This window comes from Spirosoma areae, assembly GCF_054781775.1.
The window spans coordinates 88,428-101,598 of record NZ_BAAGTT010000056.1 but is presented as its reverse complement, the minus strand read 5'-3'; the positions used below and the strand labels follow the sequence as shown (position 1 = coordinate 101,598).

The following is a 13,171-nucleotide window of genomic DNA, read 5'->3' as shown; positions in this document are numbered from 1 at the left end:
AGTCGGTGTACATTGCCTGCTGCTAATTAAGGTACAAACCATGAAAAAACTTGTCTATTTCTCTATAGCGCTGCTGGTAGCCGGAGCCTGTCAGCGCGTTTCTATTCCGAATACAAAACGCGTGGGTCTAACCGGAATAGACGCGTCCAAAAAACCCGGAGATGATTTTTTTGCCTACGCCAACGGCATCTGGTCCGATACCGCCCGGATACCGGCCAGTCAAACCGGCGTAGGTTCTTATTCCTTTTTGAACTATCCGCAACGCATACGGCTGCAGGGAATTCTGGATAGCATTTCGACACGTACTAATCCGGCAGGAAGCATCGAACAAAAGGTGGGTGATTTTTATGCGTCAGGTATGGACACAGCCGCCATTAATAAACGCGGTTATGAACCCATCAAGCCCCTGCTCGCCCACATTGATGCCGTAACGGATGTTTCTTCGCTGTTAACGGTGGTGGCTGACGAACAAAAAGTAGGAGATGGGTCCATCATTGGCGTTGATGTAGGCCCCGATGATAAACAGAGCACGGTCAATATTGCTCAGTTTTATCAAACCGGAATTGGCTTGCCGGAACGGGATTATTATGTCAAGACCGATTCATCCACCCTCGCTATTCAAAAAGGGTATAAAAACTATCTCACCCGCTTGTTTGAATTGATAGGGACGGAGGCAACGGCGGCCGGGAAAAATGCAGCCGTTACCTATGAAATTGAAAAACAACTGGCTACTGTCCATCGAACCAACATTGAACTCAGGGATGTAAAGGCGAACTACAACAAACTGGCGGTTGCTGAGCTGGCAAAAAAACAGCCTGCCCTAAACTGGACGACGTTGGTAAACGGCTTAGGCCTAAAGGTCGATTCAGTCAACGTAGGGCAACCGGCTTATTATGATAAGCTGAATGCGATGCTAACAGCCGTTTCCATCGACGAGTGGAAAGTCTATCTAAAAGCGCACGCGCTGACCAACTATTCGAATTTCTTAAGCCAGCCGTTTGTTGATGCGTCGTTTGCGTACACAAAAATTCTGACCGGACAGGCCGTTAAGAAAACACGGGCCGAAGAAATGACGCAAGCGGTTGATGGCTCGCTGGGCGATGCGCTGGCTCAGTTATATGTAAAAAAATATTTTCCGGAAGAGGCTAAGAAACGGATGGCGGCCCTGGTCGATAACCTCAAAAAAGCCTTTGAAACCCGCATCAATAAGCTGGATTGGATGAGCGATTCCACGAAGGCAAAGGCGAAAGAAAAACTGTACGCGTTCAATCAGAAAATTGGGTACCCCGACAAATGGCGGGATTATTCAACTGTTGACGTAAAAAGAGACGCTTATTTTGAAAACCGGCTGGCCGCAACTAAACATGAGTACGGCTACAGTTTGGCTAAAGCAGGACAGCGGGTCGACAGAACCGAATGGCATACGACTCCGCCAACGGTAACGGCTTACAACAATCCTCCGCTCAACGAAATTGTTTTCCCGGCTGGCATCCTACAATCTCCTTATTTCGATTTGTCTGCCGATGATGCGCTGAACTATGGCGGCATCGGCATGGTGATTGGTCACGAAATAACGCACTCGTTTGACGATCAGGGGGCCCAATATGATAAAGTCGGCAACGTGACAAACTGGTGGACAAAAGCGGATTATGCCAAATTCAAAGCGAAAACCCAGCAGGTGATTGACCAATACAATTTGTTTACCGTGCTCGATTCGGTGCATGTGAAAGGAGCCTTAACGGTGGGGGAAAACACCGCCGATATTGCGGGGGTTGCCATTGCCTATGATGCCTTCAAATTGACCGAACAAGGCCGGGCCACGCCTGGCAAAGACACAACGGAATTAGATGGCTTCACCCCCGATCAGCGGTTCTTCATTTCGATAGCCAGGATATGGCGGGTAAAAACAAGGGATGCGTTTTTGCGTATGTACGTCAACACCAATCCGCACTCACCGGCTAAGTGGCGGGTGAACGGACCGCTAATGAACTTTACGCCTTTTTACAAAGCCTTTAATCTGCAACCAGGCGATAAGATGTATAAACCCGAAACGGAAAGGATAACCGTTTGGTAAAGCCGTTGACGGTGGTCCAATGAGCGCGATTAGACGATGGTCTGATTCAGTGAGTCAACCCATCGTCCTGGATTGGCTGCCGGATATGAAGATAACGTGACCGCAATCTGCCCGCAACCCATAACAAACAGGCGCGGTCAGCAACGTATTGTCGCTTCGGCGCGGGGTGGCCCACGGTTGGAAAACCAATCAAGGTGGCACCGCACTGGCGGTGCCACCCGATTAATTTTTTTCTAAATAGTTGAGCAGGTAGATTTGTATCTTGCTTAGAAACACATCGTTATGAAGACAATTAGGCAAACGCGCGTGCTGGGAAACAGAAATTTGGACGTCTCGGCCATTGGGCTGGGCTGCATGGGCATGAGCTACGGCTACGGCCCCGCTAAGGACACAACTGACATGATTGCCCTGATTCGGGCAGCCGTTGAACAGGGCGTTACCTTCTTCGATACGGCGGAAGTGTATGGCCCCTTCACCAACGAAGAACTCGTCGGCGAAGCTCTGGAGCCGTTCAGGGGTGAAGTCGTCATTGCCACCAAATTCGGCTTCAACATTCAGGATGGTAAAATGGCCGGGGTGAATAGCCGCCCGGAGAACATTCGAAAAGTAGCCGAAGCTTCGATGAAACGGCTCCGTGTGGACGTCATTGACCTATTTTACCAGCACCGCGTGGATCCCAGCGTACCCATCGAAGACGTAGCGGGGGCAGTACGCGACCTGATTGAGGAAGGAAAAGTAAAGCACTTCGGCCTGTCGGAAGCCGGGGCGCAAACCATCCGCCGGGCCCATGCGGTGCAGCCCGTCACGGCCCTACAAAGCGAATACTCGCTCTGGACCCGTCAGCACGAGCGGGAAATCATTCCGACGATTGAAGAACTGGGCATCGGTTTGGTGGCGTACAGCCCGCTGGGGAAAGGGTTTCTGACCGGCAAAATTGACGAAACCACCACATTTGCCGCCGGGGATATTCGGAACACGCTGCCGAGATACACCGAAGAAGCCCGCAAGGCGAATCAGGTGTTGATTGATTTGCTGGATACGTTTGCCGAACGCAGAAATGCCACAACCGCGCAAATTGCCTTAGCCTGGGTATTGGCGCAAAAACCCTGGATTGTGCCGATTCCGGGCACCACGAAGCTGCACCGCCTGACAGAAAACAACGGAGCTGCGGTCATTCAGCTAACGGCGGATGAACTGCAGGAAATGGAGGCCGCTTCGGCTCAGATTGACGTGGTAGGTACGCGCTACACCGAGCAGATGGAGAAATCGACCGGGCTTTGAGTTTGTTTGAACCATGATACTTTTCAAACCAACTTTTACAACTACCCAACGCCCCGCATCATGGATGCCCCGCCGGTGGAGTTGCACATCATGGAGAACGATGCCGGTGGGGTTGGCGAACCTGGTTTACCAGCCCTCACCCCTGCCCTGACGAATGCCATCTTTGATCTGACCGGGGAGCGCATCCGAAAAATCCCCTTCAGTCTGGAAGCCGTTTAACCGACTCACAAACCTGTTTAGGGCTAAGAGGCTTTCTTTAATAGATTCCATCACGTAGCCACCAGTAATATGGGTAAGTAATCCCGTAATCTGTATAACCGTCTGCCGAAAATAGAGTATGACCTTTGCCAAAACGGAAAGGACTTATGAAAGCGAACGGTTTACTATTTCCAATAATAGCTATTGTCGTTGCGACGCTCAGCGTACAGGCGCAATCAGTTTCTGACAGTAGCGCGACCACAAAAAAAGCAGAAAAGAAATATCAGGCCCGCGCCCCTAAAACGCAGCCGTTTGGTACCCAGGCGTTTGCGAAATCGAACCAGACAACCATCCGGTGGTTAGGCTTTGCCGGGTTTTTTATCAATGCACGTGGGACAACCCTGATGGTTGATCCGGTACTGAAAGCGTTTGATATGCCCGTATTGGTCGATGCACCCATCGCCCCGAAAGATGTACCCCGTCTGGACGCTGTACTAATTACGCACAGCGATAACGACCATTACAGTGTGCCAACGACTCGTGAGATGGCCTCCGCAACTCGCGCCTATCACTCGACTGTCTACGTTGATTCCTTAATGAAAAACGAGGGGCTTCCCTCGTTTGGGCATGGCATTGGTGATACGTTCAACGTTGGCCCGGTGCGGGTCAAGCTAACAGCAGCGGATCACCAGTGGCAAAATGCGTATCCTGGAACCAGCAAACGATTCTTCAAACCCGAAGACTATTGTGGTTTCTGGATCGAAACACCGGATGGCACCATCTGGGCACCCGGCGATTCGCGGTTAACACCGGGCCACTTGACTATGCCCACGCCGGATGCTATTTTCTTTGACTTCTCGGATAGTGAATGGCATTTCCGCCTGGAAGGAGCCGTAAAAGTGGCCAATGCCTACCCAAACACTCCGCTTCTGCTTTGTCATTGGGGATCGGTGGACGCGCCCGAATTTACTCCCTTCAACGGTGACCCGAAGCAGTTAGCTAAACTGATAATCAACCCGGAACGGATTCAGGTGTTAGCACCGGGTGAAGCGTTTACGCTTAAACGGCTAAAAAACCGTAAATAGCATGAACTCGGGATTACATTGGCTGTATTTCAGTAGCTTATCGGGCCGTAGCGATTGAACGAATCCCGAGTTCACGTTAAATAAGGTCGTGAGCAGATTGGAGATTTTTAGCCCATGTAGAAAATGAACAAAATCATAAAAATAGAAAGCGTCGCGCAGTTCAATGCCGAGCGGGGGCAGCCAACCCTGCACCCCCTGGTCAGTGTGCTGGATCAGTCAAAATCAACGCCCATTCAGGCAACCCGTTCGATGTCGGGACTGTACATCATCTTTTTGAAAGACCTAAAGTGCGAAGACATGGCATACGGTCGCAGTCACTACGATTACCAGGACGAAACGCTGCTTTTCATTGCACCGGGCCAGGTTTTTGGGTTCAACGAGGCCGCAAACCGGATACAGCCGACCGGTTGGGCACTGGCGTTTCACCCGGATCTGATTCGCGGAACGTCGCTGAGCAGGCACATCAGCCAGTACAGTTTTTTCGCCTACGGCGCGAACGAAGCGCTTCACCTCTCGGCCCGCGAACGGCAGCTTGTACTGGAATGCCTTCACAAAATCCAGTACGAATTAGACCATGCCCTTGACAAACACAGCCGGACGCTGATTGTCACCAATATTGAATTGCTTCTGAATTATTGCGTCCGTTTTTATGACCGGCAGTTTATCACCCGCGAGCATACCAACAAAGATGTGTTAGTCCGGTTTGAGCGGTTATTGGATGACTATTTTAGTTCCGATAAGCCGCAAACCCTCGGTTTGCCTTCCGTAAGTTATTGCGCCGGAGAATTGAATTTATCGGCCAACTATTTCGGCGACCTGGTAAAGAGGGAAACGGGAAAATCAGCCCATGAATTGATACAGGCCAAAGTGATCGACGTGGCTAAAGAAAAGATTTTTGATACCAGTAAGTCGCTGAGTGAGGTTGCTTACGAAATAGGTTTCCAGTATCCTCAACATTTTACCCGGCTGTTCAAGCAGGTAGTTGGTCAATCGCCCAGCCAATACAGGTTGCTTAACTGATGGTAAACAAACTAAAATGAAACTAAATAAAACGAGCTTAGTGCCCTTCAGCCTCATCGTAACCATGCTGATAGCGGTTTGCTATAGTAATGCTTTTGCCCAGGAGAAACGCCAAATGGTCAGGTTGTCAAAAATTGTGGTTAATTCCGCTCAATTGGAAAATTACAAAGCGGCCCTCAAAGAGGAAGTCGAAGCGTCGGTGCGCCTTGAACCTGGCGTGCTGACCTTGTATGCCGTTTCTGAAAAGGACAATCCCACGCACTTTACGATTTTAGAAATCTACGCGGATACCAATGCGTATAAGGCACACATTCAGACTCCGCATTTTCTAAAATACAAGACCGGCACAAAGGAAATGGTTCAGTCGTTAGAACTGGTAGATACCGTTCCGCTTGTGCCTGGTATGAAAATAAAATGACGAGCTATTAACTCTTTCCTAACCTGTCCTGGTGGACAGTGCTTCTGGCCGGGCTTATCAGTCAGGGAGGGACAAACATGCCAGCACATGAACTAACCCGAACAACAATCGACTGCCCCGGAAGGGGCAATGCGGGCACCTTCCGATTATTTCACGGGAGTAACCTGGGTGAAAACGTTCGTACCCATTAACGATCAGGCCGATTGTGTCGTGAGTGACGTAACGTTCGAGCCGGGCACGCGAAATAACGGGCATACCCATCCGAACAGACAAATCTTAGTAGCAACGGCGGCCCCAGGTTATTGCCAGGAATAGGTTACCTCCTGCTCATCCAGGTATCAGAAAAACGTGCTGTTTATGTCAGACTAAGACAACTGGCGTGGGCTGGCAGCTCCAAACCTGGCTTTAAATCGTTGACTGGCACGGCGTTGAATCGGACCACCGTGGCCAAAGACGGCTTTCTCAAAGTTCAGCTCGGCCAGTGCCAGCAGGCTTTGCAGCCCGACCGCCCGATCTTCATAAACGGTGCTCAGGTCTAACCCCATACTATTGGCACACGCATCGCCAGCGATCAGCACACTTTCCTGCTTTAACCAGAAGGCCAGATGCCCCCCACTATGGCCAGGGGTATGAAGAACCTCAAGCCCCCCGGCAATGGGGAGGAGGTCCTGATGGTTTAGCCGTTCATCAACACCCACCGGCGTAATGCGACTCGTCCCTCTCTTGATAAACGCCTGGTAAATTAACCAATTGAGCACACCCGGCGAACGATGGATTGGCCCCGCTCCACTAAGGCCCGCTTCGAGCAGGGGCGCTTCCCGATGATGCGCCAGCACCGGCACGCCCAGCGTCTGTTTGATAGCAGCAGCGCTACCGGCATGATCCGGGTGAGCATGGGTCAGGATCACCCGTTTGATTGCCCCTGGGTCTTCTCCCGCCTGCTGAAGTACCGAAAAAATTTTGGCCATGCTGCCCGTGTACCCGGTATCGATCAAGGTTAGGTCCTTGTCTTTAATGACAAACACGTTAACCACACCCAGGCCGATCTGGTATAAAGAAGGCGTAATTTGCTGGAACGGGGACATACTATCTGGAACTGGTTCGGGTAGTAAGTAAATTAAATGAAGGTTCGGTTAGGCCATCGGTAAATAGACCCGAAACGTAGCTCCGGCTCCGGTCTGACTATGGACCGTGATAAAGCCCTGATGATTCTCGACCACTTTTTTAACCACGGCTAACCCAATACCCGTTCCCACGTACTGGCTACGGCCGTGAAGCCGATGAAACAACTCAAAAATGCGCTCCCGGTACGACTCCTCGAAGCCGATACCCTCATCGGCCACCCGCAGCTCGACCCACTCGTCCTGATAGGGCAAAAGGCTGGGCTGGGGCAATTGATCAGCCCTCAGCCGGAATGCGTCCACCCGCACCTGGGGCGGCTGGCCCGGTTTGGCGAACTTAAGGGCATTACCCACCAGGTTTTGCAGCAGTTGCCGAAGCTGGGTTGCATTGCCGGGGATGATGGGCAGCTCGTTTACAGTCACGTGAGCATTTGTTTCCCGGATCGTGGTCTCCAGATCGCCCAGAACGTCCTGAATGAGGGTTTGTAGGGAAACTGCCTCAAAGGGAGGGAGTTGTGTCGTCAGCCGGGCATAGCCCAGCAAGTCTTTCACTAAGGTACGCATCCGCTGGGCGGCCTGCTGCTGGCGCCGAAGCAAATCCTGACCCCTGGCATCAAGGCCCTCAGCATGCTGGGTCAGCAACAGATCGCCAAAAGCCTCAATTTTACGCAGCGGCTCCTGCAAATCGTGGGAAGCCACATAGGCGAATTGCTGCAAATAGTCGTTTGAGCGACTTAACGCCAGATTGTTCGCTTCCAGTTGCTGCTGATAGACCCGCAGGGGCGTAATGTCAGTCGTAATCATTAAGACTCCATTACGGAAGGGACTGAGGTCATAGGCATAGGTTAACCCCAGCGCCGGGTAATCCACTGGCGTATGGATGGGCTGGCCCGTGTTCACCACCGTCAGAAGGGCCGGAAACAAGGCTCGTTGTTTAACGGTCGGGAAAATGCTCAGTAGGGAATGATTCTGCAACTCATGGGGAGTGGCATGGGTCTCAACAAAGTAAGAAAATAAGCGTAACGATGCCGGATTGGCCAAACTAATCCGAAAATCTTCGATAAGACCCGCTTCGTCCGAGAGAGGCTCCAGTACCAGAATGCTACTGGTCGAACTGTTGAGCACCCCCTGGAGCAGATCCGCCTGGCGTTGCTGAGTCAACTGAGCCAGTTTGATGGCCGTGATGTCCATAAACGTAACGATCAGGCCACCCTCAATGGCCACCGCAGACACATCAAACCAGATCGTACCCGCTGGGTTGGCCCACTCAAACCGCTGGGACTGCCCACTACGCGCCACCTGGACATACCGGTCGAAGAGACCAGCGACCATCTGATGGGGCATTTGATCAGATAGGAGCTTGCCTTCCAGGTCCTGGGGCGACTGCTGAAGTACCTGGGCTAAAGTTGCATTGATCTTGGCCAGGATAAAGTCGACCAACTGCCCCTGTGCATCAAAAACTGACTGTAGCCAGGCCATACCCGTCAGGGAATGATCCAACACCGATTGCAGCAGGGTCGCCTGTTGTTGCTGGGCTACCAGAGCTTCTTTCCGGGTGGTAATATCGAGCGTCGTCAGTACCAGACCGTTGCCATGTGGGACGGCCCGGCAGTCGAACCAAACCAGATGCGTCGGCAGGGGATAACTGGTTTCAAACTGGTCGCTCTGGCCTGACTCCACCACGGCTACGTAGCGATCAAACAGCCCGTTGTCCTTCAGGTATGGATAAAGTACCAGCAACCGCTGACCCGTTGTCGACTGGAGTGCCCGATATGGCCGGTAAGCCGCCAGCTCATTGCCCGTGCTGGTCATAAAATCGATAATCCGACCCGACTCATCCCGAATGGCTTCGTAATAGCGTACCGAAGCGGGTGAACTGCTCATCACGCTTTCCAGCAGAGAAGCCGTCTTTTGGCCCTGGGTCACATCCTGAAAGCAAACCAGCAGCCCATCCTCATATTTGACCACGGATACATCCAGCCAGATGTCCTGAGTCGGCAGATACAGAAGCTGATGGTGGGGTTGACCTGTCATGACAACGGCTACGTAGCGATGAAAGAGTTCAAAGGCCTCCATGTTGGGGTAGCGTTCGCTGATGGGACGGGTCAGGATGTCCTGCCGGCTTTGGCGGGATAGAGCCGCCCCCATTTGATTACAGAGAACTGCCTGAAAATCAATAATGGTCTGGTGGGTATCGCGTATCGCCTGAAACAGGATCAGGCCGGTTGGCATCCGTTCCATAACCTGCCCAAGGGTCTCCATCCGAGCGTCCGGCCCCATAGGCTGCAAGGTCAATATCAGCAGTTGATGATCGACGTTTAGCAGTTGACCCGTATAGACCTGAACGGCCCCGTCGGGTTGGTTAAGATGCCTGAGCTGAAAGGAGGAACTGCCGGGGCGACCGCAGTGTTTGTTTACCTGCTCGCGCAATTCCGGCCCGTTGAAGGGTGGGGGTAACTGATCTAATGCAGCGCCTGCCAAAGGAAAGGATAAAGGGCCGATCAGGGCCTGAGCAGCCGCATTGGCCTGCTTTACCCGAACCGGCGAAACCGAATCCGGGCTGAACTCGAGCGCCAGCATGGCCATGTCGGCCAGAGGAGGCCGGTCGGCTGATTGATCCGAATAGAGTTGAGAAAAGATGTTCACAAAGTAGCTGGTCGTTCCGCTAAAGTACCGCCGGAACGGTAAATTTTCTTAAAGATAAACGTGCGGACAGCCAATTAAAAATAGGAACATTGTTCGGGTAATTATCCGGTTACAACGCATCATTTGAGAATACGGCTGGCTTCGGCGCTGTTGATATAGTCCTGTGCATCTTCAGCCAGTAGCAGACGTTGTTTCAGTAGTTCATGGACCGACTGCGAAACGGCTGCTACATAGCCAGCATGGGTGCTGTACCGTTCCTCCAGCGATAAGCGCGGGTCGTTGGCCGCTACTCGTTCGGCTTTGGTGGTCCTGAACGGTATGTATTGACCGGCACCCTCACACCCCTCATTTTCACCAAATTCAGTCCGGCGTAAGGCCCAGCCTGTAGTTGTAGCCGTTGCTACGGCTACGTTTGGTAAGCGAATGCCCGCCACTTCATTACCATCCGCATCAACTTTGGCCACAAAATTCACGTAAACCGGGCGGTTGGCTGTTGTGGGTGGAGCGTTGGCCATGATTCCCTGATTGAACGAGGAGCCAAAGTCAAGCTGGTAACGCGTCGTAACAAGCCCGCTATAGGTTACCCCTGGAATTGCTGGCCAGCCCAGAGCGGCCTGCGGCACTACACCCGTTTGCGAACCGGGTTGTGGAATGGCGGCTACGGCGGTTCCGGCAGCCTGTCGGGGGACGGCGCTCCTGGGCGGCTCAACCCCCTTCGTCACCCAATCATCCAGCGCGAGAAAGAGCGCCCGCAGAAGCGGTTCGGCATTCGTTGGATTCTGAAACTGCTGACAGATGCCCCGCGACGTGGCATTGCCCGCACCGTGCTGAGCACCCGATACGAGAAAGAAACGGACATTTTCGGGGTCGGGCAGGTCATTTCCTTTCGTATCGGTATGCAGGAGCGAAGCCGCTTTCACCCAGTATTCGTTCGCTGAGTTAATCTCGAAAACCTTGGGGCACGTATGGCTGGCCGAGCAGGCTGCAAGTCGACCCGCTGTTTTTCCCGTTATCGGATCGGTCAGAATTGGGTACGCAAAGGGAAAGATCGCTTCGGGATACAGGTGATTCTGCCGGTTACGCTCGGTTCGGGCCGGTTGGGCAAACCGAACATTCAGGCCGATTCCGCTACTTCCACCTAACCAGTTTTCGATGCCATCCAGAACGCGCATGCCCTGCTCGTCGGCATTGAAACCAAGCGTCTGGAAATCGTTCAGGTAGCGGGCCGGTTGGGAGACCGAAAACGAGAAAGTAAACCGAACGTCGTTTGCCAATGGATTCGGATTGCCGAACGCATCGGTTGGGGCGTGGCGTAAAAACGAAACGAAGTCCCGCGTAGCCGCCAAACCAATGCCCGCCACGATTGGATCGCGGGCTGTATACTTAAACTCATAAATGGCGCTTTGTTTAAACGGTGTTCCGGCCGGGAGCAGCCGAATCATTCGCTCACTGACGTACTCCCACCCATCCGCCGGAATAACCGTGGGCGAATCCGGTAAGTGGTCGCGTACCGTCAGGGTTGCCTGCCCCCTGTCAGCCGTAGCGGCAGGGTAGGCGAGCGCATGACTTGCCGACGCAGCGTTGTCATACACAATGTATTCGTAGGAAGGTCCCGTAATCGGCGACCCATCCGGCTGTTTAGCAACGGGTATGCGGATGGTCATGTTGTTGTTTTCGGGCGTTGCCGACGGGTCCCATCCGTTCCAGACAATCGTGTAGCCCTGATTCATCAGAAACCCGTCGCCAGCCTGGGTGGCCGTAGTTGGGTCGTTGCCTCCGCTGCTCCTGTTAAAACCACCGAAGAGTTTTCCACCCCGGTTGTTAACCTCCAGAAAGAGTTTGTGATTACCCTTGTTGAGGTCAATGGGCTTGAGTATGTATATATCCATTACGTACTCCACCATGCCTTTTGCATTGCGCGGGGCCAGCCTGATATCGGTAATGATGGCGTTTTGCGGGTGAGTCGGGTCAAGTTCGCCGTAGGCTTTTCCGCGAAGTTTTTCATAAGCGCCCACCTGCCCGAAACGTTTCCCCTCAAACGTTGGCGACTGCCTGTTCGTGATTTCGATACGGACGATACGGGCCTGAACCAGTTGGCCAGCCAACAAAGCGACAGTCAGCAGGTAAGCATTGATGGCTGGGGGTAGAACCGCTTTCAGTGTAGTCATGACGCTTCTTTTCCTAATAAACCGGTTACTCCGCTAACCTACTCTCAGGCAGCTAAACCCAGCTGACAGGTCCGACGGCACTGGCCGAATGCCGGCGGGCTGTCATAGACCAGCGCAGCGGTTAAGCATGAACAGCCAATCGCTATTTAGCCGCCTACAGGTAAAGATTGACGCTCGTTGACCTTTGTGTATGGATGGCTCATGGCTCTTTCCTTATGACTTCCTGTAACCCGTCCCGTCGCACATTCCTGATGGCCTCCCTGGGCCTTTCGGTTGCCAGCCTGGTCCGGGCAGCCGAAAGGCAATCACTCACGGTTGGTCAGGTCGTTGACCGCATTAAAACCAACGTGGGCATTCCCTGGCGGGAGCAGACCGTCGATAACCTGATTGCAGGTACCCCGGAGATGCCGGTTAAAGGCATTGCTTCGACGATGATGGCCACTCTGGATGTACTTCAGCGAGCGGCCGCCAAAGGCTTGAATATGGTCATTACCCATGAGCCAACCTACTACTCTCATCAGGATCGGACCGAGCCTATCCAGCAGGATTCACTCTATCAGCTCAAGCGCGACTTTATCCGGCAGCAGGGCATGGCAGTCTTTCATTTCCACGATCACTGGCACGGACGCCGACCCGACGGTATCGCCACGGGCATGATCCGGGAGTTGGGCTGGGAGAAAAATGCCGATCCACAAAACCCGCGCCTGTTCACCTTTCCGGAAACACCGCTGGTGCTTCTCACTCAGGGAATGGCCACCAAACTGACTATCCGAACCATGCGGGTCATTGGCGATCCCCAGTTGCCGGTTAAGCGGGTAATGGCCAGTTGGGGGAATGTCAGCCTGATGCCGGGTATTCCGTATCTGGCTCAGGCTGATGTGCTGGTGGTTGGCGAGACCCACGAATGGGAGTTAGTAGAGTATGTACAGGACGCGATTACGTCAGGTCAAAAGAAGGCCTTGGTTATCCTGGGGCATTTAGTCTCCGAGCAGGCTGGCATGAAGTACTGTGCCGAATGGCTGAAGGGGTTCATGCCCGAAGTGCCGGTTGAGTTCATTGCAGCGGGCGAACCCTATTGGCGGCCTGATCAGCGGGTTAAATGACCCATTTAGGGACACCGGAAGCCGAGCGTCATTTCATCCGTCATTTTTCCTTGTCCA

General features: G+C 52.9%; 11 protein-coding genes. 8 read left to right on the top strand and 3 right to left on the bottom strand.

Translation table 11 applies throughout. The features are described from left to right. The first annotated feature begins 40 nt into the window (after positions 1–40). The 7 genes from ACYVI1_RS31975 (at position 41) to ACYVI1_RS31945 (ending at position 6,391) form a co-directional block, all read left to right on the top strand. Positions 41–2,074: a M13 family metallopeptidase gene (locus ACYVI1_RS31975; RefSeq protein ID WP_460915827.1), complete on the top strand. Its 2,034-nt coding sequence runs from the start codon at positions 41–43 to the stop codon at positions 2,072–2,074. 282 nt (positions 2,075–2,356) lie between these two features. Next, the gene (locus ACYVI1_RS31970) at positions 2,357–3,355 is read left to right on the top strand and encodes an aldo/keto reductase (protein WP_460915825.1); all 999 of its coding nucleotides are present in this window, start codon (positions 2,357–2,359) and stop codon (positions 3,353–3,355) included. A 6-nt stretch (positions 3,356–3,361) separates the two neighbouring features. Beyond that, positions 3,362–3,574, top strand: a complete 213-nt coding sequence (locus ACYVI1_RS31965) for a hypothetical protein (RefSeq protein ID WP_460915824.1) — start codon at positions 3,362–3,364, stop codon at positions 3,572–3,574. Positions 3,575–3,720: 146 nt separating this feature from the next. Then, positions 3,721–4,638, top strand: a complete 918-nt coding sequence (locus ACYVI1_RS31960; RefSeq protein WP_460915823.1) for an MBL fold metallo-hydrolase — start codon at positions 3,721–3,723, stop codon at positions 4,636–4,638. 123 nt (positions 4,639–4,761) lie between these two features. Next, entirely contained in the window at positions 4,762–5,658 is an 897-nt protein-coding gene (locus ACYVI1_RS31955; protein WP_460915821.1) for a helix-turn-helix domain-containing protein, read from the top strand. A 16-nt stretch (positions 5,659–5,674) separates the two neighbouring features. After that, complete coding sequence (locus ACYVI1_RS31950; RefSeq protein ID WP_460915819.1) at positions 5,675–6,076, top strand: putative quinol monooxygenase; 402 nt, start codon at positions 5,675–5,677, stop codon at positions 6,074–6,076. Positions 6,077–6,205: 129 nt separating this feature from the next. After that, positions 6,206–6,391, top strand: a complete 186-nt coding sequence (locus ACYVI1_RS31945; protein ID WP_460915818.1) for a cupin domain-containing protein — start codon at positions 6,206–6,208, stop codon at positions 6,389–6,391. 50 nt (positions 6,392–6,441) lie between these two features. Here the strand turns inward: ACYVI1_RS31945 and ACYVI1_RS31940 are convergent, their stop codons facing one another. The 3 genes from ACYVI1_RS31940 to ACYVI1_RS31930 form a co-directional block, all read right to left on the bottom strand. Continuing rightward, positions 6,442–7,161, bottom strand: a complete 720-nt coding sequence (locus ACYVI1_RS31940) for an MBL fold metallo-hydrolase (RefSeq protein ID WP_460915817.1) — start codon at positions 7,159–7,161, stop codon at positions 6,442–6,444. 48 nt (positions 7,162–7,209) lie between these two features. Continuing rightward, positions 7,210–9,843 (bottom strand): PAS domain-containing sensor histidine kinase, encoded by a 2,634-nt coding sequence (locus tag ACYVI1_RS31935; RefSeq protein WP_460915815.1) that lies wholly within the window; start codon positions 9,841–9,843, stop codon positions 7,210–7,212. 119 nt (positions 9,844–9,962) lie between these two features. Further along, positions 9,963–12,011: an alpha/beta hydrolase domain-containing protein gene (locus tag ACYVI1_RS31930; RefSeq protein WP_460915814.1), complete on the bottom strand. Its 2,049-nt coding sequence runs from the start codon at positions 12,009–12,011 to the stop codon at positions 9,963–9,965. A gap of 215 nt (positions 12,012–12,226) precedes the next feature. On the opposite strand from ACYVI1_RS31930, the gene ACYVI1_RS31925 reads away from it, so the two are divergent. Next, positions 12,227–13,114: a Nif3-like dinuclear metal center hexameric protein gene (locus tag ACYVI1_RS31925; RefSeq protein WP_460915812.1), complete on the top strand. Its 888-nt coding sequence runs from the start codon at positions 12,227–12,229 to the stop codon at positions 13,112–13,114. The last annotated feature ends 57 nt before the right edge of the window (positions 13,115–13,171 follow it).